Raw genomic sequence first — 22,941 nt, 5'->3', positions numbered from 1 at the left:
GAGGCGGCCCGCGGCCTGGCCGAGATCGCGCTGGACGATCAGGCGCTGCGCGACCGCTGGCTGCGCCACGACGGCACATGGTTCGTCGGTGTCGAGGCGCTGGCGAATGACCCTGACGGCAGCCTTGGCGGCGTGCCCCTGCCGGCCGAGTTGCGCGGCATCTGGCCGGGCACCTGGCACCGGGCGCAACTGTCTGCGATCTACCCCGGCTATCCCGGGCGCGACCCGGGCGAAAGCGACGCCGCCCATCGCTTTCGCCACACCCGCTGCGGGGCGCATGTGGACGGGCTGCACCTGGAAGAGGGGCGGCGCGTGTTGCGCGAACCGCACGCGTTCGTGCTCGGGATCGGCCTGTCGGATGTCGCGGCCAGCCCGCTTGTGATCTGGGAAGGCAGCCAGGAGATCATCCGCGCCGCCCTGGCCGGGACCGAGGCGGACAGCGATGTGACCGAGGCCTACAAGGCCGCCCGCGCCGATGTCTTCGCACGCTGCGCCAAGGTGGAAGTGCCGGTGCGCCGCGGCGAGGCGGTGCTCGTCCATCGGCTGGCCGTGCATGGCATCGCGCCCTGGGCGGGCGCGGGGCGCGACCCACGCCTCATGGCCTATTTCCGGCCGATTTTCGCGCGGGCGCGGGACTGGACGGCACGGCACCCCTGAGGGCGGCGCGTCAGTCGAGGAAGGCCTTTTCCACCACGTAATGCGCTGGCTTGGAATTGGCGCCTTCCTCCAGCCCGTACCCCTCGAGCATCTCTTTCAGTTCGAGATTGAAGTCCAGGTTGCCACAGATCATCGCCCGGTCGGTCTCGGGCGACAGCGGCAGCACGCCCAGTTCCTCGAAGGCCTGCCCCGAGCGCATCAGGTCGGTGATCCGGCCCATGCGCGGGCTCTGCTCGCGGGTGGTCGTGGGGTAATAGTGGATCTTGTCCGCGAAGCCCTCGCCGATCAGTTCGGCCAGCAATTCGTCCTTTCGGACACTCTCTATCAATTCGGCGCCATAGGTCAGTTCTCCCACCTCGCGGCAGGTGTGGGTGATGAAGACCTCGTCATAGTCCTCGTAGGTCTGCGGGTCGCGCAGAAGCGAGGCGAAGGGCGCAAACCCGGTGCCGGTGGCGAAGAACCAGATGCGCTTGCCCGGCAGCAGCGCGTCGTGGACCAGCGTGCCCACCGGCTTGGGGCGCAGGATGATCTGGTCGCCCGGTTCGATATGCTGCAACTTGCTGGTCAGCGGCCCGTCGGGCACCTTGATCGAGTAGAATTCCAGCTCGTCGTCCCACGAGGGCGAGGCGATGGAATAGGCGCGCAGCAGGGGCTTTTGCTTGCCGGTGTCTGGGTCCGGGTCGCCCATCAGTCCGATCATCACGAACTCGCCCGAACGGAACCGCAGGGACTGCGGCCGCGTCACCTTGAAGGAAAACAGGCGGTCGGTGTAATGGCGCACCTCCCGGACGGTCTGGGCGTCGGGCAGGTCGCGGGTGGCCTTGAGGGCGGCGGCTTCGGTCACGGGTGTCATCTCTGTCATGTCTGCATCGCGGCATGTATCCATGCCACGCCCCCTTCTAGTCCTTGATCTGTGTCAGTTAAAGGTGTGTCGTGGACACCGGTTTTCACGGGGCCGCGGCGCGCAGCCGCGTCTGGTAGTCATGCGCCTGCCAATCGGCGCGGGCCAGCCACTGGTCCTCGGGCTGGCGGGCGGCCAGATCGGTATCGATCTCCACCTCGTCGAACCCGGACCGCCGCGCCATGGCATACTGGTCGGCAATGACATGGCCTGCGGCCCGCAGCCGCCGCCGGTAGCCCAGCCGCCGCAGTCGCGCGGCCAGGGTGAACCCGCGCCCGTCCGAGAACGACGGGAAAGCAATGCGGATCAGTGGCGCCGACAGCAGGTCGGCCAGCCGGGCCGGGTCCGTGTCGGGGACCAGATCGAGGCCCATGTCTGGGCCTTTAACCGGCCAGTCGTTCAGCGGGACCAGGCCGCCGGTCCAATCGTCGGGCGCAAATCCCGTATCGGTGACAATCACGCTCATATCCTGTCCTTTCATTCGGCGGCGTTGCGCACCAGCTGGCCATCCACGAAATGGATGCCGCATTCGCCCTTGTCCTGCCCCTTCCAGCGGCCAGCGCGCGCATCCTCGCCGGGGGCGACGGGATGGGTGCAGGGGGCGCAGCCGATGGACGGATAGCCCTTGCTGACCAGCGGGTGGCGCGGCAGGCGGTTCTCGGCCATGTAGTCGCGCACATCGGCGCTGTCCCAATGGGCCAGCGGGTTGATCTTGAGCCGCGCCGGCGCGCCCGCGGGGTGTTCGACCTCGAAGAAATCCAGCGCGGCGCGCTGCCCGCCCTGGTAGCGCTTGCGCCCGGTGATCCAGCCGTCATGGGCCTTCAGCGCCCTCTGCAACGGCTCGGTCTTGCGCAGGGCGCAACAGGCGTCGGGGTCGTGCAGGTGCAGCAGGTTCTCGTTGTCGGCCTCGAACAGGCGCGCACGGTCGGCACGGATCACCTGCACATTTTCCAGCCGCAGGCGTTCGGCGACCTCCTGTTGATATACCAGCGTTTCGGCGAACAACATCTCGGTGTCGATGAAAAGCACGGGCACGCGCCGGTCGATCACGGCCGCCATATGCAACAGCACCACCGATTCCGCGCCGAAGGAACTGACCAGCGCGATATCGCCCAGCCCGGTCAGGGCGTGCTCCATCACGGCCGTGGCCGAGTGGTTGCGGAACCTCTGGTTCAGGGTCTGTGCGCGGGTTTCAAGCTGCATCGGACGTGGCCTCCGGATAAAGCAGCGCCTTGAACGGTGCGGGGCCAAGGCGGCGGTAGGCCTGCAGGAAGGTCTCGTTGCGCCCTTCGCGCAGCTCCAGATAGCCCAGCACCAGCCGTTCTATGGCCGGGATGATCTGGTCCGCCGAGAACCCCGGCCCGGCCCGTTCGCCGATGGCGGCAGTTTCCGTGTGGTCGCCGCCCAGCGTGACCTGGTAGTTCTCGACCCCCGCACGATCCAGCCCGAGGATGCCGATATGGCCCACGTGGTGATGGCCGCAGGCATTGATGCAGCCCGAGATTTTGATCTTGAGCGGGCCGACGTCGTGCTCGACCTTCAATGCCTCGAACCGCGTGGCGATCTGCTGCGCGATGGGGATCGACCGCGCCGTGGCCAGCGAACAGTAGTCCATGCCGGGGCAGGCGATGATGTCGGAGACAAGCCCGACATTGGCCGTGGCCAGCCCCGCCTGTTTCAGCGCGGCATGGACTGCGGGCAGGTCGGCCTTGGCCACATGGGGCAGGATGACGTTCTGCTCGTGAGAGATGCGCAGCTCGTCATAGCCGTAGCGTTCCGCAAGATCGGCCAGAACGCGCATCTGGTCGGCGCTGGCGTCGCCCGGCGTGGCGCCGTGCGCCTTGAGCGAGACGGTGAAGATGGCGTGGTCGGGGTGGCGGTGCGCGGTCAGGTTGGTATCCGCCCAGGCCCGGTAGACCGGGTCGTTGGCCCGGGCCGCCTCGTGCGGGGCGGACGATGCCGCGGCGAAGGCGGGTGGCGTGAAGGCGGCCTTGATCCCCGCCAGCATGGTGCGGTCGGCCCCGGCAAAGCCGGCTCTGGTTTGCGCGAACTCGTCCTCCACAAGGTGGCTGATCTCTTCGATCCCGTGCTCGTGCACGGTGATCTTGATGCGCGACTTGTACTTGTTGTCGCGCCGCCCCAGCAGGTTCCAGGTGCTGACCACGGCCTCGGTATAAGGCAGCAGGTCGGCCTGTGGCAGAAACTCCCGCAGCACCTTGCCGATCATCGGCGTCCGGCCAAGCCCGCCGCCGACGATCACGCGATAGCCGATCTCGCCGTGACGCTCGACGATCTCAAGCCCGATGTCATGGGCGCGGGTCACGGCCCGGTCATGCGCGCTGCCCGAGACGGCGATCTTGAACTTGCGAGGAAGGAACTGGAACTGCGGGTGATCCGTGGACCATTGCCGCAACAGCTCGGCCACCGGGCGCGGGTCGGCGATCTCGTCCGCTGCGGCCCCGGCGAAATGGTCGGCGGTGACGTTGCGGATGGTGTTGCCACTGGTCTGGATGGCGTGCATCCCCACATCGGCCAGCGCCTCGAGCATGTCGGGCACGTCGCGCAACTGCGGCCAATTGAACTGGATGTTCTGGCGCGTGGTGAAATGGCCATAGCCCTTGTCCCAGCGTTCGGCGATGTAAGCCAGTTGCCGCATCTTGCGGCTGTCCAGCGTGCCGTAGGGGATTGCGACGCGCAGCATGTAGGCATGCAGTTGCAGGTAGAGCCCGTTCATCAGACGCAGGGGCTTGAACTCCTCTTCGGTGAGCGCGCCACCGATGCGGCGTTCCACCTGGGCACGGAACTTGGAAATCCGTTCGCGAACAAAGGCTTCGTCGAAGTCGTTGTAGCGATACATCACGTCTTCTCCTGCGGTTCGACCTGCTTGCCATGGGCGTAGTTGGACGGCCCGCGCGTGCGGAACGCCTCGCGGAAATGGGTCGGCTGGGGGCCGTCCGCCGCGGCGGCGGCATCGGCGAGATAGGCGCCGACGACCAGGTGAGCCTCGGCCGAAGCCTCCAACAGGCGCAGCTCTGCGGTGGCGGAATCCTCGATCAGTTCGGCCTGCGCCATATCGGGCGTCCAGTCGCCTGTCGCGGTGCGCCAGACGGCGTCGCCCTCCAGCAGGCGGTTGGCGGTGACGACCTTGGGGCTAAATGGGCGGGGCATGTCAGAGGGCCTCCTGTGTCGGGGCAAACCGGGGCAGGGCGGCGCGCGCCCGGCGCGGGGCCAGCCCGATGAAAGTGAGTGCGGGGCCGGTCAGAGCGGCCTGCGCCATGTCCGGTTCCATCCGGTCCAGCGTGGTTTCCAGAACCCGCTGATCGGGACAGGAGGCGTTCTCGATCACCGTCACCGGCGTCTCTGGCGCACCGCCATGCATCAGCAGCCGCCCCTGAAGGAAGCGGGCGGCGCGCTTGCCCATGTAGATCGCCGCCACCGCGCCTGGCGCGGCGAGCCTGCGCCAGTCATGGTCGGCAAAGCCCTTGGTGTCGTGGCCGGTCAGAAAGCGGACCTCGCTGTTGCGCCCGCGTTTCGTCAGCGACTGGCCAAGGCCGGCGCAGGCGGCAGCGGCGGCGGTGACGCCGGGGATGATGGCATGGGGCAGGTCATGGGCGGCGACCGCGTCGATCTCTTCATCCAGTCGGCCGAAGATCATGGGGTCGCCCCCCTTCAGGCGCACCACATGCGCCCCGGCGCGGGCATGGTCGACGATCAGGGCGTTGATCTCGTCCTGGGCCATGGCCTTGCCGAAGCCATGCTTGCCCGCGTCGATCATCTGCGCCTCGCGCCGGGCCAGTTCCAGCACGCCGGCGCTGACCAACCGGTCGTGGATCACCACGTCCGCGGCATCCAGCGCCTTGCGCGCCTTGAGCGTCAGCAGATCGGGGTCGCCCGGCCCGGCGCCGACGAAATCCACCCGGCCCTGCGCGGGCCCGGCGGCGAGGTGCTGCGCCAGAAGGGTGTCGAGGGTGTCCTGCGCCGCCCCTTCGCCGCCCGCGTCCATGGCGCGGGGACCGGCGTTGAAGTAGTAGTCCGCCCAGAAATCGCGCCGGGCGCGGCCGAAGGGCAGCTTCTCGGCCATCTTGCGGAATCCCTTGCCGATGCGCGCCAGAGTGCCGAGCGTGGCCGGAAGGCGGGCCTCGAGATCGGCCTTGATCCTGCGGGCCAGAACAGGGGCGGCGCCTTCTGTGCCGATGGCGACGGTCACCGGGTCGCGGTCCACGATGGCGGGGGTGATGAAGGCACTGTCGGCCAGATTGTCGACGATATTGACCAGCGCGCCCTCGGTGCGGCCGATCCGGGCGGTGCGGGCATCCCGCGCCGCGTCCTCGTCGGCGGCATAGACCAGTGCTGCGCAGAGTGCGTCGCCCGGCTCCATCGCGCGGCGGATCAGGGTCAGTCGGCCGCCCTCGGCCCAGTCGGCGATTTCGGGCGCCGGGTTTGGTGCGAAAACTGTGATCCGGGCGGTGGTCTTGAGCAGCAGGCGCAGTTTGGCCAAGGCGGCCTCGCCGCCGCCCGACAGCACGACGCGGCGGCCCTCAAGGTTCAGGAAGATGGGAAAATGCTGCATGGTGCCCCCTTCGGTTCTGCTGCCAATATAGAAAAATATTCCAAATATTGGGAGAGAGTCTTGTCAGATAGGAACATTTGTTTCAGAAAAGCTTACGAAAAGAACCTGTGTTCAGCACTGAAGAGAGAGGCGAAATGTCGGTCCGGATAGATGCGCTCGATCGGAAAATCCTTGAAGAGCTTCAGCGCGATGCGAGCCAGTCGCTCGACGAGATCGCCCGCCAGGTGGGGTCTTCGAAGACCCCGGTGTGGAACCGGATTCGCAAGATGCGCGAAGCCGGGATCATCGGCCGCCAGACCGTGCTGCTGGATGCCGAGGCGCTGGGCTTCGAGGCCTGCTTTTTCGTCCTGATCCGCACCAGCGAACACGAGGCCGACTGGCAGGCGAAATTCCTGCAGGCCCTGCGGGACAGGCCGGAGGTGCAAGAGGCCCACCGGCTGGCCGGCGATATCGACTATATCCTCAAGGTGCGGGTCAAGAACGCGCGCGCCTATGATGCCTTCTACCAGGCGCTGATCTCCGAGGTTCGGGTGCACAATGTCACCGCGCTGCTCAGCATGGAGGAGATCAAGTCGACGGTGGCGCTGCCGCTGTAAGACCGGCGCCCGCGTTTTCGTCAATCAGCCGTCGTGCCAGGGCAGAATGGTTTGGGAAGTCATGGGTGGGGGAAGTGCAGGCTTCTGTTGCCAGGTGCCTGCGAACCCCGCCAGACCTTGCTAGAGGGCTGGGCTTGAAGTTTCGGTCTCGTTACCGCTTAGGCGGCAACGGCGACCGGAGCACGATTGTCGTTGGCAATTATGCTTTTGCGAACCGATAACGGTGGTATCTCACCGGGACAAAGCTAACCCCTTTAGACGTTCGTCGATCCTGTTTCGGCCCCATGATCCCCCAACGAGGGTATTTGGTGGAGCCGCCGGGTACCGCCCCCGGGTCCGATCCGCTTATTACGAGCGCGTTTATGTCCATAGTCCCGAAGGACACACGCAATATGCGCCCTGCGGCGGGCGAATTCAAGGGCTTCGGCGGGCCGTCAGGGCCAGTGCGTCCAGAGCAGCCAGGCCGCCGGGGGCCACTCGAAGGCGAGGAAGATCAGCGCCTTTCGCAACGGTGGTCGATCCAGCAGGATCGAGAGGGCACGCCCGGTGCCCGCGCCCAGGTAGGCGATGCCGAGGGCGAAATAGGCCGGCGCCCCGGCCACAAGGCACCAGACCCCCAGCGCCACGAAGAGCCCGCCCGAGCCCGCGCGCAGCTCGCTCAGGCCCATGGTGCTGTTGGTGGGCGACAGGTCCAGCGTGTGGGCGGTGTAGCGCGGGGCAAGCAAACCGAAGCCGCCGAACACGATTGTCAGCAGGGCGATGAGGATATCGATCAGGGGCATGCGTGGTCTCCTTTGGCCGGACCGCCGGCCTGATGGGGCGAACGAAAAGGGCGGCCCCGAAAGGCCGCCCTGTCCATCCGGTCGGGTCAGGGTCTCAGAACCCGGCCTTGATGCGCTCGAAGGTCTCGATCATCTGTTCGCGCAGCGCGATATCCATCGGACGCTGGGCCAGAACCGGCGTGTCCGGCTGGCCCATGCCGACCGACTCAAGCGTCTCGGCGTCGAAGCTGGCCATGGCCTCGGTGTTGGAATGCGCATAGCCCCATTCGGATACCATGTACTCTGCCGACGAGGGCTGCAGCCAGGCCTCGACGAAGTCATGGGCCTGCTCTTCCGAGCCGGGCCCGTCGACCAGGTTGACGAAGCCGCAGAACCACTCCGAGGAGCCTTCCTCGGCTGCGCGGTTGAAGGCGACCGGGTGGCCTTCGTCGGCCAGGCCGACGAAGCTTTCGTTCCAGGACCAGGCCACGGTGACCTCGCCGGTGGCCATGAGCTGGTTCAGTTCGGCGCCATCGGTCCAGTATGTCCGGACATTTCCATGGGCCTCGCGCAGCCACTCGGCGGCGCGCTCGAAATCCTCCTGCGTGGCCTCGGTCCAGTCGGTGGTGCCGGTGGCCAGGTAGGCCAGCGCGAAACTGTCGTCCACGTTGTCGGGCAGCGAGGTGCGCCCGGCGTAGGCGGGGTCGGTGAAGATCTGCAGGCTCTCTGCGTCTGCTGCGCTGACCTCCTCGTTGTTGTAGAGAAGCGCCGTCGCGCCCTGATCGGCGGGGATGAAATAGACCGCGTCGCCATCGGTGAAGACGGGGTCGTTTCGGAACTGTTCGGCCACGGTGTCATAGGTGGGGATCTGGCTGATGTCCCAGGGCTCGATCAGGCCGGCATCACGCCATTTCTGGACCGAATGCGGACAGGGCCGAGAAATATCGGCGCGAAAGCCCGAGCGCAGCTTCTGGAAGGCCTCTTCCTCTTCGCCGAAGAAGGCAAAGTCGGGTGTGGCGCCATAGGTGTCGATGTAGTCCTGGTAGAAGCCTTCCTCTTCGTAGCCGGACCAGTCGAAGACCAGAAGGTCGGGGTCCTGGGCCGAGGCGGCGGTGGCGATGGCCGCGGCGGAGGCCGCGCAGAGATACGTTTTGACGGACATTCCGGTCTCCCCTTGATTCAAGTTGCGTGACGCTACTCAGCCGCAGGGCGTCTCGCAAGAGTCAAAGCAGGCAGGTTGGCCGGCTCTTGTCGGGGCCGCGCCGCTCTGCCAGTTTCCCGCCACGAGGACAAGCGGCCCACCAAGAGGATCCGTCCGATGATGATCACGCCCGACTATTGCCGCACCATGGCGCGCTACAACCAATGGCAGAACAGTGCTGCCAGCGAGCTGGTCGCACATATGCCCGCCGCAGACTTGACCGAGGATCGCGGAGCCTTTTTCGGCTCGATCCTGGGCACGCTCAACCACCTGCTCTGGGCTGACCTCATGTGGATGTCGCGGCTTGACCGCGGCGAGGCCCCGGCGAGGACGCTCGCCGACAGCCCGACACTTGCGCCCGACGCGCGCGAATGGGCGCGGCTGCGGTTCCTGGCTGACGGCCGCATCCGCGAATGGGCGCTGGGGCTGGATGCCCTCGACCTGGTGGGGACCCTGACATGGTATTCCGGATCGCTCGGGGCTGAGGTGCGCAAACCGCTGGCACTTTGCGTGATGCACATGTTCAATCACCAGACCCATCACCGCGGGCAGGTTCACGCCATGCTGACCGCCGCCGGGCAGGACCCGGGGCCGACGGATCTTTTCGTCATGCCCGAGGCGCCGTGACATGGCCATGGGGCTGACTCTCCTGGTGGCGGTGATCGTCTTCCTGTGGTGGTCGCATCGGCGCGCCCAGGCCGAAGCCCGCCCCGCGGCGCCGAACTGCGTCTGGCTGGCCACCGGCGAGGCCCGCGGGCGGCTGCGCGAATACCGATGCGACACCTGCGGAGCGACCGGCTACACTGCCGCGAAGGGTCCGCCGAAGACCTGCAAGAAGGACTTTGCCGGGCGCGGTTGAGGCGCTTCCGGTGGTCGGCCGTGGATGGTCTCGCGTCGTTTTCGCGCACCCGGGCGTCTCAATCGCTTGTCATCCGTTTCAAACCGCTGTTACGCTTTGACGCAGGGAATGGTGGCCACGAGGCTGTCCGGCCCCCTTTAGACGAGAGTCGGGAAGGGACGTCGTGGCGGTGCCGCGGTGCCGGACCGACCGGACAGGAGGGAACATGTTCAAACATATCATGATGCCTGTCGACCTGGCCCATGCGGACAAGCTGGACCGGGCCATGACAGTGGCCGCCGACCAGGCGAAGCATTACGGGGCCAAGGTGACCTATGTCAGCGTCACCGCGGCCGCACCGGGCGATGTCGCGCGGACCCCCGAGGAACATGCCGAGAAGCTGGCCAAGCTGGCCGCGGCCCAGGCCGAGCTTCACGGCCACGCGGCCGAGTCCCACTCGGTTGTCAGCCATGACCCGGCGGTCGATCTCGACGACAAGCTGATCGAGGCGCGCAAGGCGCTGGGGGCCGATCTGGTGGTCATGGCCACGCATTTGCCCAACATGGCCGACATGATCCTGCCCGCGCATGGCGGCGAACTGGCGCGGCATTCGCAAGTCAGCGTGTTCCTGGTGCGTCACGCCTGAGGGCGGGCATGCCGATCAGGGAAACCAACTACAGGGAGGCCGTACATGGCCGATGAAACAAACATAGAGGGGATACCGACGCCCGAAGGGCACTCGGATATCATCGATACCGATTACAAGATCGGTCAGGACAACATCCAGACGAAGATCGGGCCCTTCGGGCTTGATATCCACAACCCCGTCTTCGTGATCTCGGGGCTGACCGTGATCGCCTTCGTGGCCTATGCGCTCATCGCGCCGGGCCACGCGAACGCCCTCTTCAACGGGGCCGAGGTCAGCGATGCCTGTACCGAGGGCGCCTTCTGCGACCTGGGCCTGCGCGTCTTTCTGACGTCGAACTTTGACTGGTTTTTCCTGCTGGGCGCAAACGTCTTCGTGATCTTCTGCCTGTTCCTGATCGTCAGCCCCTGGGGATCGGTCCGGCTGGGCGGGTCCGAGGCCACGCCCGACTATGGCTACCCGGGCTGGTTCGCGATGCTCTTTGCCGCCGGCATGGGAATCGGCCTGATGTTCTTTGGCGTACTGGAGCCGGCATATTACTTCGGCACCCCCTGGGGGGACGCGCCATTGGGGACGGTTCGACCGTTTGACGAGAGCGGTGCGCTCATCGAGGGCAATGTCGCGGAAGCGCGGCGCATGGCCCTGGCGGCGACCTCTTATCACTGGGCGCTGCATCCTTGGGCGATTTACGCGATCGTCGCCCTGTCGCTGGCCCTGTTCAGCTACAACAAGGGCCTGCCGCTTTCGATCCGCTCGGCCTTCTACCCGATCCTCGGCGACCGGGTCTGGGGCTGGTGGGGCCACATCATCGACACCCTTGCCGTCTTTGCGACGCTCTTTGGACTGGCGACATCGCTGGGGATCGGTGCACAGCAGGCCAATGCCGGTTTGAACTACGTTTACGGCATCCCGGACAACGTGACGGTTCAGGTTCTCCTGATCTGCGGCATCACGGCGATTGCCCTGGTGTCGGTGCTGCGCGGGCTCGACGGCGGGGTCAAGCTTCTGTCGGAGGTCAACATGATGATCGCGTTGGCGCTGTTGCTCTTCGTGCTGTTCACGGCCGGGGCCGTGGGCATCCTGAGCGAATTCGCGACCGGTCTCGGGGCTTATGTTCAGGAGGTCGTTCCGCTGTCGAACCCCTTCGGACGTGAAGACACGGGCTACTTGCAGGGCTGGACGGCCTTCTACTGGGCCTGGTGGATCAGCTGGTCCCCCTTCGTGGGCATGTTCATCGCCCGCGTCAGCCGGGGCCGCACCGTGCGCGAGTTCATCACCTGCGTGCTGATCATCCCAAGCCTGGTCTGCGTGTTCTGGATGGCTGTCTTCGGCGGCTCGGCAATCAACGACATGATCGCCGACCCTGAAGGCTCGGCGGTGATCGACAACGTGATCACCAACTACAACGACTCGGTGGCACTCTTCGCCATGCTGGAAAGCCTGCCACTGGCGGCCATCACCTCGACCATCGGCATCGTGCTGGTCATCGTCTTCTTCGTGACCAGTTCGGACTCCGGCAGCCTCGTGATCGACACGATCACAGCGGGCGGCAAGGTCGACGCGCCGGTGCCCCAGCGGGTCTTCTGGTGCACCTTCGAGGGGCTGGTTGCCATCGCGCTGCTGATCGGCGGCGGACTCGGGGCCTTGCAGGCCATGGTCATCTCGACCGGGTTGCCCTTCACGATCATCCTGCTGCTGATCTGCTACGCGATCATCCGTGGCCTGATGAGCGAAAAGCGCCAGGCTTGATACCTGCCGCATGACCACCAAGGCGGGCCGTCCCATCTGGGGGCGGCCCGTTTTCGTTGGGCGCCTTGATCCTGCGGGGGCCGGGCTATCTGGTTGGCCGTCGAAACCGAGGAGCGCCCGATGACCCGCCCCATCCTGCTGTGGTTCCGGCGCGACCTGCGCCTGTCGGATCATCTGGCCCTTGCACAGGCCGCCGCCTCAGGCCGGCCGGTGATCCCGGTGTTTCTGCACGACGAGGCGGTCGAGACACTGGGGGCCGCGCCAAAATGGCGACTGGGGCTGTCGGTGGCCGCCCATGCCGAGGCGCTGGGGGAGCGCGGCGCACGGCTGATCCTGCGGCGGGGCAGGGCGCTCGATGCCCTGCGCGCGCTGATCGCCGAGACCGGCGCCGGGGCGGTCTGGTGGACAAGGGCCTATGACCCCGAGAGCATCGCCCGCGACAGTGCCGTCAAATCGGCCCTCAAGGACGAGGGGATCGACGCGCGGTCCTTTCCCGGCCATGTGCTGTTCGAACCCTGGACGACGCAAACCGGAACAGGCGGTTTCTACAAGGTCTACACCCCGTTCTGGAAGGCCGTGCGCGACCGCGACGTGGCCGCCCCGCAGCCCGCCCCCGGCCGCATCCCCGCCCCCGAGGCCTGGCCGGAGTCGGATCGTCTGGACGCCTGGCGCATGGGGGCGGCGATGGATCGCGGCGCGGCCGTAGTCGCCGGGCATGTCACCGTGGGCGAGGCCGCCGCACAAGACCGGCTGGGCGCCTTCGTGGCCCAGCGTGTCGCGGATTACGACGCGGCGCGGGATTTTCCCGCCTGCGACGGCACCTCGCACCTGTCGGAAAACCTGACCTATGGCGAGATTTCCCCGGCTGCGCTGTGGCATGCCGGGCAAAATGCCATGCAGGTGGGCAAGGCGGGGGCCGAGACCTTTCTCAAGGAGGTCGTCTGGCGCGACTTCGCCTATCACCTCGTCTATCACACGCCCCGCATCACGGAAGGCAACTGGCGCCCTGAATGGGATGCCTTCCCCTGGAACGAGGACGAGACCGAGGCGGTCCTGCGCTGGAAACAGGGCCGCACGGGCGAGCCCTTCGTGGATGCGGCCATGCGCGAGATGTATGTCACCGGCATCATGCACAACCGCGCGCGGATGATCGTGGCCTCTTACCTGACCAAGCACTTGCTGAGCCACTGGCGCATCGGCCAGCGCTGGTTCGAGGATTGCCTGACAGACTGGGACCCGGCCAGCAACGCCATGGGCTGGCAATGGGCCGCCGGGTCCGGTCCCGATGCGACGCCCTATTTCCGCGTCTTCAACCCGGCCACCCAGCTTGAGAAGTTCGACCCGAACGGGCATTACCGCCGCCGCTGGATCGCCGAGGGCCTTTCGAACCCAAGCGCCACCGCGCTGTCTTATTTCGACGCGGTTCCCAAATCCTGGGGGCTGTCGCCCGCCCAAGCCTATCCCGCGCCGATCGTGGACCTCAAGGAAGGGCGGCAAAGGGCGCTCGACGCCTACAAGGCCCGGGACTTCTAGCCGGTGCGTGACAGTCACTGCGCAACGCATTAACGTTTCGACAGAACTGTTCGCCGCGCCGGACCGTACAAGCCTGAAAAAGGACAAGGACGGAAAAGACCAGATGATCCTGACCACCATTGAGGGCCAGCGCGATCTGCCCCGCTATTTCACCCCCGTTTTCGAAAAGCTCAAGGCGCTGCCGCGCGGGCGGCTCGATATCACGCTGCCTGACGGGCGGCACTTTCGCGTCGAGGGACGGGACCCGGGCTATGTCGCGCAGCTCGACGTGCACGACCCGGAGGTCTTCGCCCGCCTGATCCGCGAAGGCGACCTTGGCTTCAGCGATGCCTATCTCGATGGGGATTGGTCCACCCCGGACCTGATGGCCTTCATGGACCTCGTGCATGACGAGGCCGACGAGGTCTACGACGGATTTCCCGGACAGGGGTTGGTGCGCGCCTACGAAAAGCTGCGCTTCTGGCTGCAATCCAATTCCAAGCGGCAGGCGAAGAAGAACATCTCGTACCACTACGACCTGGGCAACGCGTTCTACGGGCTCTGGCTGGACGATACCATGACCTATTCCTCGGCCCTCTTCGAGACCGGCCAGGAAAGCCTGGACCGCGCACAGACCCTGAAATATGCCTCGATGGTCGACCAGATGGGCGCCAAGCCCGGCGACCACGTGCTGGAGATCGGCTGCGGTTGGGGCGGGTTCGCGGAATACGCAGCAAAGGAACGGGGGCTGAAGGTCACCGGGCTGACCATCAGCGAAGAACAGTTGAAATACGCCCGCGACCGCATCGAGAAGGCGGGCCTGTCCGACATGGTCGACTTCAAGCTGCAGGATTATCGCGACGAACGTGGCACCTATGACGGGATCGCCAGCATCGAGATGTTCGAGGCCGTGGGCGAAAGATACTGGCCCACCTACTTCGAAACCCTGCGCAAGTGCCTCAAGCCCGGCGCGCAGGCGACGCTGCAGGTCATCCTGGTTCAGGACAAGCGGTTCGAGGCCTACCGCCGTGGCGTGGATTTCATCCAGAAATACATCTTTCCGGGCGGCATGCTGCCTGCGCCCAAGGTGCTGCGCGCCGAGATCGAGCGCGCCGGTCTCAGCGTCGTCCGCTCGGTCGAATTCGGCCAGAGCTATTCCGACACGCTGCGGCGCTGGTATGACACGTTCAACGCCAAGTGGGACGACGTGGCCGCGCTGGGCTTCGACGAACGGTTCCGCCGGATGTGGAACTTCTATCTTACCTCTTGCGCCGGGACCTTCCGCAGTGGAATCTGCGACGTGACACAGATCACGGTGACCCGCGGGGCCTGACACCGGCCCGGGGTCGCCCGTCGCGGGGGCGGGTCACTGGGGCCCGTCAGAAGGGGAGAAAGGCCATGCCGACAGCCGGGCGGCTTACCGGGGCGATCCTGTTCGGGGCGCTGGCCTGGTATGTCTCGGGCCTGATCGTCCCGCTCTTTCCCGAGGGCACGGACCTGGGCTATTTCGTGCAGGTGAACACCGTGATCGGCGTGATCTGCGGCTGGGCGGCTGGCCGGGCCGCGCGCGGGGGCGGGCTACCTCGATGCGATCAGCTATGGCGTGACGACGACCATCGCGATGCTGGTGGTGGCCCTGTTCATCAATTCGCTGGTGGTGATGATCGAGAACAGCCTGCGCAGGTTCTACGATACCCCCGTCGAGGCCGTCGTGGCGATCTTCGAGCTGATGCTGGAACACGGGCGGCTGATGGCGACGCCCGAGATTGCCGCGACCCTGGCGCTGGGCGGCATCCTCGCCGGACTGGGAACGGACGTCATCGGGCGGCGCTATAGCTGATGGCGCGCAGGCCCGCAGACACGTCCCGGCCCGTCTTCCTGTTCGGCACCCTCTTGCATCCGCCCCTCTTTGCGGCGGTGGCGGGCGAGGTGGCCACGTTCCAGCCGGCCCGCCGGCCCCGCCACCGGGTGGCGCGTGTCGCGGGGCAGGATTTCCCGGTGATGGTGGCGGGGGGTGCGGCGGCCTATGGCGCGCTGGTCTCCGATCTGTCGCCCCGTGCGCTGGAGCGTCTGCACTACTACGAGGCGGCGTTCGGCTATCACGCTGCCGAGATCGAGGTGATCGACGCCGCCGAACGCCCGGTGATGGCGCTGGCCTATCTGCCCGCCCCGGGCCGGTGGCAGGCCGCGCCCGAGGACTGGTCGCTGGGCACCTGGATCGCCGAACACGGGGCGCGCACCTGCGAGGCCGCCGCCGAGGCGATGTCGCTGCACGGCAAGGCTCCGGCCGAGGTCATGGGGCGGCGTCATGCCCAGATGCTGTCGCGGGCGGACAGCCGGTTGCGCGGTGCCGCAAGCCCGCACTCGGGCGGGCCGTCGCGCGACGAGGTCACGCTGCTGGACCTGCGCCGCCCCTACATCAACTATTTCGCCACCGAAGAGATGGACCTGTCCTTTCGCCGGTTCGACGGCCGCATGAGTGCCCCGGTGGAACGCGCGGTCTGGTGTGCGGGGGATGCCGCCCTGGTGCTGCCCTACGACCCGCGGCGCGACCGTGTGCTGCTGGTCGAGCAGTTCCGCGTCGGCCCCTACCGGCGGGGCGATCCCTCGCCCTGGATCACCGAACCCGTGGCAGGCCGTATCGACCCCGGCGAAAGCTCCGAACAGGCCGCCCGGCGCGAGGCCGCCGAAGAGGCGGGCGTGGCCTTCCGGGCGCTGGAGTGCATCGCCGCGGGATATGCCAGCCCCGGCACCACGACCGAACATTTCCACATCTTCCTTGGCGTGGCCGATCTGCCCGACGATCTGCCCGGCCTGGGCGGCAAGTTTGACGAGGACGAGGATATCCGTTCGCATCTGATGGACTGGGCCGATTTCGACGCGCGCCTTGTCGCGGGCGGCTTCCGTCTCGTGCCGCTGGAACTGGCCGGGCACTGGCTGGCGCGAAACCGGGACCGTTTGCGCGCATCGGCTTGATGTTAGCGGGTGCCGGTCATACACCTAACAGACAGCATCACGAAGGGCCTGCCATGACCATCTGCAAAGACCTCGCCGACGCCATCGGGAACACGCCCCTCATCAAGCTGCGCCGGGCCTCCGAAGAGACCGGCTGCACCATCCTGGGCAAGGCGGAATTCATGAACCCCGGCCAATCGGTCAAGGACCGTGCGGCGCTGTTCATCATCCGCGACGCGGTGGAAAAGGGCCTGCTCAAGCCCGGTGGCACCATCGTTGAGGGCACGGCCGGAAACACCGGGATCGGGCTGGCGCTGGTGGGCGCTTCGATGGGCTTCAAGACGGTCATCGTGATCCCCGAGACGCAGTCCCAGGAAAAGAAGGACATGCTGCGCCTGGCCGGGGCCGAGCTGGTGCAGGTGCCCGCCGCCCCCTACCGCAACCCGAACAACTATGTCCGCTATTCCGGCCGCCTGGCCGAGGAAATGGCCCGGCACAGCAACGAGGGCGTGATCTGGGCCAACCAGTTCGACAACGTGGCCAACCGGCGCGCGCATTTCGAGACCACCGGCCCCGAGATCTGGGACCAGACCGAGGGCAAGGTCGACGGTTTCATCTGCGCCGTGGGGTCCGGCGGGACCATCGCCGGCGTGGCCGAGGCCCTGCAGCCGCGGGGCGTGAAGATCGGCCTGGCCGACCCGGACGGGGCAACGCTCTACAACTATTACACCACCGGCGAACACAAGGCCGAGGGCGGCTCGATCTCCGAAGGGATCGGGCAGGGGCGCATCACCGCGAACCTCGAAGGGTTCACGCCGGACATGGCCTACAACATCCCCGACGCCGAGGCGCTGCCGATCGTTTTCGACCTTCTGGAAAACGAGGGGCTCTGCCTTGGCGGGTCCTCGGGGATCAACGTGGCGGGGGCCATACGCATGGCGCGCGAGATGGGGCCGGGCCATACCATCGTGACGATCCTGTGCGATTACGGCACGCGCTATCAGTCCAAGCTCTATAACCCCGACTTCCTGCGCGAAAAGGGCCTGCCGCTGCCCCGCTTCCTGGAGGCTGCGCCGCGCTCGATCCCCGGCGTCTTCGAGGATCAATGACGACGGCCCTGCGCCTTCTGGCGCTGGTCGCGCTGCTGGGGCTCGGCGGCGTAGCGGCCGCGCAGGTCGGGTCGCTGGTGCCCGATCCCTCGGATGCGGCCGGGCAGGACGACGGGCAGGGTGGCGATCCGGCCGCCGGACAGGCCGAGGCGGCGCCGCCCGCCTTCGAGGACATGGAGGCCTGGGAGAACCTCGCCACCCGTGTCGAAGAGGCCCTGGCAGCGGGCCGGGTCTCGACCCAGGTGCTGGATGACCTGCGCGGCCAGATTGCCGACTGGCGCGACCGGTTCCTCGCACGCCAGAGCGTCAACAGCGCGCGGATCGCCACCCTGCGCGATCAGATCGCCGCCCTGGGCGAGCCGAGCGAGGCCGAGGACGCGCGCGTCACCGCCCGCCGCGCGGTCCTCAACGACCGGCTGCAGGCGCTGCGCGCGCCCGGGCTTCTGGCACAGGAGGCCCACGCCCGCGCCGACGGGCTGATTTCGGAAATCGACACGATCATCCGCGACCGCCAGGCCGACACCCTGCGCGAACGCGTTCAATCGCCCCTGAACCCGCTGGGCTGGGCCCGGGCGCTGAGCGGGCTGGTGGAGGGCTATCGCCTGATCCGCGCCGAGATCGTAACCCAGTGGCGCAACGAGATCCGCCGAAGCGCAGCGCTGGAGTCGCTTCCTTTCGCGGGGTTTTACCTGCTGGCCGGGCTGGTCCTGCTGACGCGCGCCCCGCAGTGGGCCGGACGCCTGCAGGGACGTGTGGCCACCCGGTCGAAACGCGGGCGCGGCGTTTGGCGCTTCGTTCTCTCGCTTGGGGCTGTGATCCTGCCCTACCTGGGGGTGCAGGCCCTGGTGCGCGCGATCGAGCTGCTTGATCTGGTGGGCCGCCGCGGCGAACTGGTGCTGGACAGCCTGCCGCTGGCCGCGCTCATGGCGATCCTGGGGCACTGGATGTCGCGGATGCTGCTGTTTCCGACCGTCGCGGGCACCTCGCCCGCGCTGGAGGTCGACGAGGACCTGCGCGGCCCCGGCGCCCGGTTGATCGTGGCCATGGGCTATGTGCTGGCGCTGACCCTGGTGCTGACCGCCTTCATGGATGCGACAGCTTTCGAGGCCGTGCCGCGCGCGGTGGTGACCTTTGCCGTCGGGCTGGCGCTGGCGGTGGTGCTCTGGCGGCTGGCGCGCGTCCTGCGCACCACCAATGCGGCACCCGATCCCGAGCCGGAGGCCGAGCCCGACGCGCCGGACGCCGAGCAGAACACCCCCCACGGCTTTCGCCGGGTGGCCCGGCGTCTGCTGGCGCGGGGCCTGACAGCGCTTGCCGCCATCGGCGTTCTGGCCGGGATGCTGGGCTATGTCGCGGTTCTGGAACTGCTCGTGGTACCGGCGGCGATCTCGCTTTTCGTGCTGGGGCTGCTGGTGATCCTGCAGCGGCTCTCGGTCGATCTCTATACCCTGCTGTCGGGCATCGAGGACGGGGCGCAGGACGCGCTGATCCCGGTGTTGATCGGCTTTGCGCTGTCGTTGCTGTCGCTGCCCGTTCTGGCTCTGGTCTGGGGCGCGCGGCGCACCGACCTGACCGAGCTTCTGACCCGCGCGCAAGAGGGCTTTGCCCTGGGCGATACCCGCATTTCCCCCACGGACTTCCTGACCTTCGCGCTGGTTTTCGCGGCGGCCTACACCTTGACCCGGCTGTTGCAGGGGGCGCTGCGCTCTTCCATCCTGCCCCGCACCAGGATGGATATCGGCGGGCGCAATGCCATCGTCGCCGGCACCGGCTATGTCGGGATCGTCCTGGCGGCGATCATCGCCATCACCACCGCCGGGATCGACCTGTCCGGCCTGGCCATCGTGGCCGGGGCGCTCTCGGTGGGGATCGGCTTCGGGCTGCAGAACATCGTGTCCAATTTCGTCTCGGGCATCATCCTGCTGATCGAACGCCCCATCAGCGAGGGTGACTGGATTCAGGTCGGCACCGAAATGGGCTACGTGCGCGACATCTCGGTCCGCTCCACCCGGATCGAGACCTTCGACCGCACCGATGTGATCATCCCCAACGCCGACCTGGTCAGCGGGCAGGTCACCAACTGGACCCGCGGCAACACCGTGGGCCGGGTCATCGTGCCGGTGGGCGTGGCCTATGGCACCGACCCCAAGAAGGTGGAAGAGATCCTGCTGGAGGTCGCCCGGGCGCATCCGCTGGTGCTGGTGAACCCCGCCCCGGCGGCCCTGTTCCAGGGCTTCGGCGATAACAGCCTCGACTTCGAGATCCGCGCGATCCTGCGCGACGTGAACTGGGTGCTTTTCGTGAAATCCGAGATGAACCACCAGATTGCCCGGCGATTTGCCGAAGAGGGCATCGAGATTCCCTTCCCGCAGCGGGACCTCTGGCTGCGCAATCCCAAGACGCTGCGCGACGAGGGCGCGCCGCCGACCGGCGATGCCGCGCGCCCCGCCGACCAGCCGCGCGCGCCTGATGCCGATCCGGACACTGGAGAGGCCGGATGACCGAAGCGCTGTTCCGTACCGACGCTTACCTGCGTACCGCCGAGGCCCGCGTCACCGCCCTGACCGAGGAGGGGGGCATCGTGCTCGACCGCACGGTCTTCTACCCGACCGGGGGCGGCCAGCCCGGCGACAGTGGCGCCCTGCGTTGGGATGGCGGCGAAATCGAGATCGCGACCACCCTCAGGGGCGCCGGCGACGAGATCGTTCTTGTCCCCGCCGAACCGGCCCTGCTGCCGCCCGTCGGCGCGGCGCTCGAGCAGTCCCTGGACTGGGACCGCCGCCACCGGCACATGCGGGTGCATACGGCGCTGCACCTTCTGTCCGTGGTGATCCCGCTGCCCGTGACCGGGGGTGCGATCACGGCCGAGAAGGGCCGGCTGGACTTCGACATGCCCGAGGCGCCCGAGGATCGCGCGGCACTCGACAAGACGCTCAACGACCTGATCGCCTGTGATTTTTCCGTCACCGAGGAATGGATCACCCAAGCCGAGCTCGACGCGCAACCGGGGCTGGTCAAGACCCTTTCGGTGGCGCCACCCCGCGGGGCCGGCACGATCAGGCTGGTGCGGATCGGGGCAGGGGAGAACACGGCCGACCTGCAACCCTGCGGCGGCACCCACGTGGCCCATACCGCCCAGATCGGCCCGGTGCGCCTGGGCAAGATCGAGAAGAAGGGCCAGCAGAACCGCCGGGTCCACCTGTACCTGGTGCATTGATGCGCCCGGCAGCGCGGCAAGCCCTGTCGCATCGGTGACAATATCCTATGCCATGATCCTGACCCCAAGTGAAGCCGCGCGCCGGGCAGTGGTGAAACCGGCATGCCTGGGCCGACGCGGCTGAGCGGATGGTGCCGGTTTTGCAAGCCGTGTTTTCGACGACAAATCGGATCCGGACGAGACTGAGCAGGCGCATGTTCCCGCAGTTTCAGGCCCTCCGGATCGTCGGGTGTGCCCAAGAACTCGGCGGATGTCCCCTCAGCACGTTTCACTGCCGCGAAAGGCGTGCTCGGGCGGCTGGCTGTTGGGCCATCGCCTCCGGGTCAGCACGCCCGTTCTCCTCACGCGTCACGACCGGCGTCAAGTTGCCCCGGGGGCAACCGCACCACGGGGTCGAAAGATTGATCGACGCAGCCGCGATGAGCCGACGGCGCACAGGCTTTCAGCGCTGCGGCGCACTGCGCTTTCGCTGCGTCTAGCGGAGAGCATCCCTGTTGCGGCAACGACTTGTCAAAACCAAAAGGGCCGCCCGCCTCGAGGAAGCAGACCAGAAAACGGCCCTTGGCAAGATGAAACGCCGATAGGCAGGTCTCCGACGCGGAGGCCTCTCGCGTCTTGGGCCCTATAAAACGGTCATGGGACATTAGACGCTTTCGGGTGCGGGCAGTCACCGCATCGATTAAGACTCTGTTCTATCGCTCTCGGCGTCTTCTGTACCGGTTGTTTTGGGCAAGCCGCCGGGCAACTGAATTTTCGCCTTGTAAATCCATCGCTTGGACGGTTATACGCGTCGGCGGAGACGTGGCCGAGTGGTCGAAGGCGCTCCCCTGCTAAGGGAGTAGGCGGGAAACCGTCTCGAGGGTTCGAATCCCTTCGTCTCCGCCACATATTTCGTGCAAACTACTCATATCGTTCGACTTTCTGTCTAGCTGGATCGTCAAGGTACGAAACGCGGTACATTTTGGCGCTTGAGCTGTACCGCGTGATCGGAACGTAGCGTATCGCGGGGATCGAGTCAGCGGACGTGCCGGGCCGGACTTGTACATGGGCTCTGCCTTTTCGGTATATGGTGATCTTGGTCGTCCCGCCGCCGTTGGGCGCGGCGGGGGTTGGGTGTGTGGTCTCCGGGTTTTTCAAATCGTGCGCGCCCAGGGCCTGCGGCCCTGTCGCGGGGGCTCCGGACCGGTGTCCGGAGCCCTTCGGGTTGGTGGGTGGCGTGTCCGGCTTTGTGGGTCATGTCCCGGACGTTTGTTTGGGGAGTTCATCGGCATCAAAAAGGCCTGCGCTCTCCTAGTCCTGTTCGGGATCACCTGATCGAGAAGGTTTGCCAGGTCTTCGGCGTGAAGCTTCCGCGTGTCGATGAGGGCTTTGGCGATCCGCTCGAGATCATCGCGGTGACGGGCCAGGGCCTCGCGTGTCTCGGCCTCGGCTGTCCGGAGGGTGTCCTCGACCCGTGTCCGGGACTGCTGCGCGAGCAGCCGTGTGGGGATATCAGGCGATTGCCAGGTCGGGGTTTCGCCGAGTTCGAGGCGCATCTCGGCGTCTGTAAGGAGCTGCGTGGCCATCGCGAGGTCGCTCTCCGCACTGCCGCCCGCGCCGCTCGAGACCTCTTCGAAAACCAGCGCTTCGGCGCGCTACATCTTTCTCGACGAGGTCGACGCGTACCTGGCCTCGGCCGACGAGGAGGGCGACCCGGTCACGCTGGCTGAGGCGCGGTCGCTGACATTCGCGCACCGGCGCAAGGTGTTCCTGGTCTCGACGCCCACGATCCGGGGGCTGAGCCGGATCGAGCGGCAGTTCGAGGCGTCCGACCAGCGGCGGTTCTTCGTGCTGTGCCCGCATTGCGGCGCCATGCAGTGGCTGAAGTTCGAGCGCCTGCGCTGGGAAAAGGGCCGCCCCGAGACGGCGGAGTATCACTGCGAGGGCTGCGACGCAGGCCTGGCCGAGCACCACAAGACGGCGATGCTGGAAGCGGGCGAATGGCGCGCGACCGCAGAGGCCGCGGATCCCGGCACCGTCGGCTATCACCTCTCGGCGCTCTATTCGCCGGTGGGCTGGCTTGGCTGGGACCGGATCGCGCGCGCCTGGGAGGCGGCCCGAGGCTCGGACGAGGCGATCAAGGCGTTCCGCTGGGTATTCCACGGCATGTGGCCACCTGTTCCACGCGCATGTGGCCAGTCATTCCATGACATGTGGCCACCCCCGTGAGGTGATCTGCGAGGCGGTTTC

At 66.9% G+C, this 22,941-nt stretch carries 22 protein-coding genes, 1 tRNA gene, 1 other RNA gene and 2 pseudogenes; 16 read left to right on the top strand and 10 right to left on the bottom strand.

Annotated elements, in window-relative coordinates; all coding sequences use genetic code 11:
- Window positions 1-657, top strand: a 657-nt coding sequence (locus ACH107_RS17210; protein WP_412506885.1) for a hypothetical protein, incomplete at its 5' end; no start/stop codon positions are given.
- 10 nt (window positions 658-667) lie between these two features.
- Here the strand turns inward: ACH107_RS17210 and ACH107_RS17205 are convergent.
- The 6 genes from ACH107_RS17205 to cysG all read right to left on the bottom strand — a co-directional run bounded on the left by ACH107_RS17205 (window position 668) and on the right by cysG (window position 6,128).
- Window positions 668-1,519: a ferredoxin--NADP reductase gene (locus ACH107_RS17205; RefSeq protein ID WP_310691537.1), complete on the bottom strand. Its 852-nt coding sequence runs from the start codon at window positions 1,517-1,519 to the stop codon at window positions 668-670.
- 85 nt (window positions 1,520-1,604) lie between these two features.
- Window positions 1,605-2,024, bottom strand: a complete 420-nt coding sequence (locus ACH107_RS17200; RefSeq protein WP_412506884.1) for a DUF934 domain-containing protein — start codon at window positions 2,022-2,024, stop codon at window positions 1,605-1,607.
- 11 nt (window positions 2,025-2,035) lie between these two features.
- Window positions 2,036-2,761 (bottom strand): phosphoadenylyl-sulfate reductase, encoded by a 726-nt coding sequence (locus ACH107_RS17195; protein WP_412506883.1) that lies wholly within the window; start codon window positions 2,759-2,761, stop codon window positions 2,036-2,038.
- Window positions 2,751-4,415: a nitrite/sulfite reductase gene (locus ACH107_RS17190; RefSeq protein ID WP_412506882.1), complete on the bottom strand. Its 1,665-nt coding sequence runs from the start codon at window positions 4,413-4,415 to the stop codon at window positions 2,751-2,753. Before ACH107_RS17190 ends, ACH107_RS17195 begins: the two co-directional genes overlap by 11 nt.
- A complete protein-coding gene (locus ACH107_RS17185) occupies window positions 4,415-4,726 on the bottom strand; it encodes a DUF2849 domain-containing protein (protein WP_412506880.1) in 312 nt (103 codons plus the stop codon). The genes ACH107_RS17190 and ACH107_RS17185 overlap by 1 nt, the downstream gene beginning before the upstream one ends.
- A 1-nt stretch (window position 4,727) precedes the next feature.
- Complete coding sequence (gene cysG, locus ACH107_RS17180; protein ID WP_412506879.1) at window positions 4,728-6,128, bottom strand: siroheme synthase CysG; 1,401 nt, start codon at window positions 6,126-6,128, stop codon at window positions 4,728-4,730.
- Window positions 6,129-6,262: 134 nt separating this feature from the next.
- Here cysG and ACH107_RS17175 point away from each other — a divergent pair, with 134 nt between their 5' ends.
- On the top strand, window positions 6,263-6,724 hold the full coding sequence (locus tag ACH107_RS17175) for an Lrp/AsnC family transcriptional regulator (protein ID WP_310691543.1): 462 nt from the start codon (window positions 6,263-6,265) through the stop codon (window positions 6,722-6,724).
- A gap of 73 nt (window positions 6,725-6,797) precedes the next feature.
- Here ACH107_RS17175 and ssrA read toward each other — a convergent pair.
- From ssrA to ACH107_RS17160, 3 genes are all read right to left on the bottom strand, one after another.
- Window positions 6,798-7,146: a transfer-messenger RNA gene (gene ssrA, locus ACH107_RS17170) on the bottom strand.
- Between the two features lie 12 nt (window positions 7,147-7,158).
- Window positions 7,159-7,506 carry a DUF4345 family protein gene (locus ACH107_RS17165; RefSeq protein ID WP_412506878.1) on the bottom strand — a complete coding sequence of 116 codons (348 nt, stop codon included), beginning with the start codon at window positions 7,504-7,506 and terminating at the stop codon, window positions 7,159-7,161.
- A 94-nt stretch (window positions 7,507-7,600) separates the two neighbouring features.
- Window positions 7,601-8,647: an extracellular solute-binding protein gene (locus ACH107_RS17160; RefSeq protein ID WP_412506877.1), complete on the bottom strand. Its 1,047-nt coding sequence runs from the start codon at window positions 8,645-8,647 to the stop codon at window positions 7,601-7,603.
- 156 nt (window positions 8,648-8,803) lie between these two features.
- Between ACH107_RS17160 and ACH107_RS17155 the strand changes: the two genes are divergently transcribed.
- From ACH107_RS17155 to ACH107_RS17095, 13 genes and pseudogenes are all read left to right on the top strand, one after another.
- Window positions 8,804-9,313, top strand: coding sequence for a DinB family protein (locus ACH107_RS17155; RefSeq protein ID WP_412506876.1), 510 nt, complete (start codon window positions 8,804-8,806; stop codon window positions 9,311-9,313).
- 1 nt (window position 9,314) lies between these two features.
- Window positions 9,315-9,545, top strand: coding sequence for a hypothetical protein (locus ACH107_RS17150; RefSeq protein ID WP_412506875.1), 231 nt, complete (start codon window positions 9,315-9,317; stop codon window positions 9,543-9,545).
- 205 nt (window positions 9,546-9,750) lie between these two features.
- On the top strand, window positions 9,751-10,170 hold the full coding sequence (locus ACH107_RS17145; protein ID WP_310691548.1) for a universal stress protein: 420 nt from the start codon (window positions 9,751-9,753) through the stop codon (window positions 10,168-10,170).
- A gap of 45 nt (window positions 10,171-10,215) precedes the next feature.
- Window positions 10,216-11,919 carry a BCCT family transporter gene (locus ACH107_RS17140; RefSeq protein ID WP_412506874.1) on the top strand — a complete coding sequence of 568 codons (1,704 nt, stop codon included), beginning with the start codon at window positions 10,216-10,218 and terminating at the stop codon, window positions 11,917-11,919.
- Window positions 11,920-12,039: 120 nt separating this feature from the next.
- Window positions 12,040-13,452: a cryptochrome/photolyase family protein gene (locus ACH107_RS17135; protein ID WP_412506873.1), complete on the top strand. Its 1,413-nt coding sequence runs from the start codon at window positions 12,040-12,042 to the stop codon at window positions 13,450-13,452.
- Window positions 13,453-13,555: 103 nt separating this feature from the next.
- The gene (locus ACH107_RS17130; protein WP_412506872.1) at window positions 13,556-14,764 is read left to right on the top strand and encodes a class I SAM-dependent methyltransferase; all 1,209 of its coding nucleotides are present in this window, start codon (window positions 13,556-13,558) and stop codon (window positions 14,762-14,764) included.
- A gap of 65 nt (window positions 14,765-14,829) precedes the next feature.
- A pseudogene (locus ACH107_RS17125) lies at window positions 14,830-14,985 on the top strand (TrgA family protein); the annotation flags it as partial.
- Window positions 14,984-15,271 carry a TrgA family protein gene (locus tag ACH107_RS17120; protein ID WP_412506886.1) on the top strand — a complete coding sequence of 96 codons (288 nt, stop codon included), beginning with the start codon at window positions 14,984-14,986 and terminating at the stop codon, window positions 15,269-15,271. The pseudogene ACH107_RS17125 and the gene ACH107_RS17120, both read left to right, overlap by 2 nt.
- Window positions 15,271-16,407: an NUDIX domain-containing protein gene (locus tag ACH107_RS17115; protein WP_412506871.1), complete on the top strand. Its 1,137-nt coding sequence runs from the start codon at window positions 15,271-15,273 to the stop codon at window positions 16,405-16,407. The genes ACH107_RS17120 and ACH107_RS17115 overlap by 1 nt, the downstream gene beginning before the upstream one ends.
- Before the next feature lie 53 nt (window positions 16,408-16,460).
- Window positions 16,461-17,495, top strand: coding sequence for a cysteine synthase A (locus tag ACH107_RS17110; RefSeq protein ID WP_412506870.1), 1,035 nt, complete (start codon window positions 16,461-16,463; stop codon window positions 17,493-17,495).
- The gene (locus tag ACH107_RS17105; RefSeq protein ID WP_412506869.1) at window positions 17,492-19,996 is read left to right on the top strand and encodes a DUF3772 domain-containing protein; all 2,505 of its coding nucleotides are present in this window, start codon (window positions 17,492-17,494) and stop codon (window positions 19,994-19,996) included. The genes ACH107_RS17110 and ACH107_RS17105 overlap by 4 nt, the downstream gene beginning before the upstream one ends.
- Entirely contained in the window at window positions 19,993-20,712 is a 720-nt protein-coding gene (locus tag ACH107_RS17100) for an alanyl-tRNA editing protein (RefSeq protein ID WP_412506868.1), read from the top strand. The genes ACH107_RS17105 and ACH107_RS17100 overlap by 4 nt, the downstream gene beginning before the upstream one ends.
- Before the next feature lie 795 nt (window positions 20,713-21,507).
- Window positions 21,508-21,597: transfer RNA gene (locus tag ACH107_RS17095), tRNA-Ser, on the top strand.
- A gap of 248 nt (window positions 21,598-21,845) precedes the next feature.
- Here ACH107_RS17095 and ACH107_RS17090 read toward each other — a convergent pair.
- On the bottom strand, window positions 21,846-22,277 hold the full coding sequence (locus tag ACH107_RS17090) for a hypothetical protein (protein WP_412506867.1): 432 nt from the start codon (window positions 22,275-22,277) through the stop codon (window positions 21,846-21,848).
- A gap of 55 nt (window positions 22,278-22,332) precedes the next feature.
- Here ACH107_RS17090 and ACH107_RS17085 point away from each other — a divergent pair.
- Window positions 22,333-22,842 (top strand): annotated as a pseudogene (locus ACH107_RS17085) (phage terminase large subunit family protein); the annotation flags it as partial.
- Window positions 22,843-22,941 lie beyond the last annotated feature (99 nt).

It is taken from the genome of Roseovarius halophilus (ex Wu et al. 2025) (assembly GCF_047086965.1).
This window is presented reverse-complemented; position numbering and strand designations above follow the sequence as displayed.

Bases quoted from the DNA above. Each gene is read 5' to 3' on its own strand.
- ACH107_RS17205 (WP_310691537.1), bottom strand. From the start codon at position 1,519: ATGACAGAGATGACACCCGTGACCGAAGCCGCCGCCCTCAAGGCCACC.
- ACH107_RS17200 (WP_412506884.1), bottom strand. From the start codon at position 2,024: ATGAGCGTGATTGTCACCGATACGGGATTTGCGCCCGACGATTGGACC.
- ACH107_RS17195 (WP_412506883.1), bottom strand. From the start codon at position 2,761: ATGCAGCTTGAAACCCGCGCACAGACCCTGAACCAGAGGTTCCGCAAC.
- ACH107_RS17190 (WP_412506882.1), bottom strand. From the start codon at position 4,415: ATGTATCGCTACAACGACTTCGACGAAGCCTTTGTTCGCGAACGGATT.
- ACH107_RS17185 (WP_412506880.1), bottom strand. From the start codon at position 4,726: ATGCCCCGCCCATTTAGCCCCAAGGTCGTCACCGCCAACCGCCTGCTG.
- cysG (WP_412506879.1), bottom strand. From the start codon at position 6,128: ATGCAGCATTTTCCCATCTTCCTGAACCTTGAGGGCCGCCGCGTCGTG.
- ACH107_RS17175 (WP_310691543.1), top strand. From the start codon at position 6,263: ATGTCGGTCCGGATAGATGCGCTCGATCGGAAAATCCTTGAAGAGCTT.
- ACH107_RS17165 (WP_412506878.1), bottom strand. From the start codon at position 7,506: ATGCCCCTGATCGATATCCTCATCGCCCTGCTGACAATCGTGTTCGGC.
- ACH107_RS17160 (WP_412506877.1), bottom strand. From the start codon at position 8,647: ATGTCCGTCAAAACGTATCTCTGCGCGGCCTCCGCCGCGGCCATCGCC.
- ACH107_RS17155 (WP_412506876.1), top strand. From the start codon at position 8,804: ATGATGATCACGCCCGACTATTGCCGCACCATGGCGCGCTACAACCAA.
- ACH107_RS17150 (WP_412506875.1), top strand. From the start codon at position 9,315: ATGGCCATGGGGCTGACTCTCCTGGTGGCGGTGATCGTCTTCCTGTGG.
- ACH107_RS17145 (WP_310691548.1), top strand. From the start codon at position 9,751: ATGTTCAAACATATCATGATGCCTGTCGACCTGGCCCATGCGGACAAG.
- ACH107_RS17140 (WP_412506874.1), top strand. From the start codon at position 10,216: ATGGCCGATGAAACAAACATAGAGGGGATACCGACGCCCGAAGGGCAC.
- ACH107_RS17135 (WP_412506873.1), top strand. From the start codon at position 12,040: ATGACCCGCCCCATCCTGCTGTGGTTCCGGCGCGACCTGCGCCTGTCG.
- ACH107_RS17130 (WP_412506872.1), top strand. From the start codon at position 13,556: ATGATCCTGACCACCATTGAGGGCCAGCGCGATCTGCCCCGCTATTTC.
- ACH107_RS17115 (WP_412506871.1), top strand. From the start codon at position 15,271: ATGGCGCGCAGGCCCGCAGACACGTCCCGGCCCGTCTTCCTGTTCGGC.
- ACH107_RS17110 (WP_412506870.1), top strand. From the start codon at position 16,461: ATGACCATCTGCAAAGACCTCGCCGACGCCATCGGGAACACGCCCCTC.
- ACH107_RS17105 (WP_412506869.1), top strand. From the start codon at position 17,492: ATGACGACGGCCCTGCGCCTTCTGGCGCTGGTCGCGCTGCTGGGGCTC.
- ACH107_RS17100 (WP_412506868.1), top strand. From the start codon at position 19,993: ATGACCGAAGCGCTGTTCCGTACCGACGCTTACCTGCGTACCGCCGAG.
- ACH107_RS17090 (WP_412506867.1), bottom strand. From the start codon at position 22,277: ATGGCCACGCAGCTCCTTACAGACGCCGAGATGCGCCTCGAACTCGGC.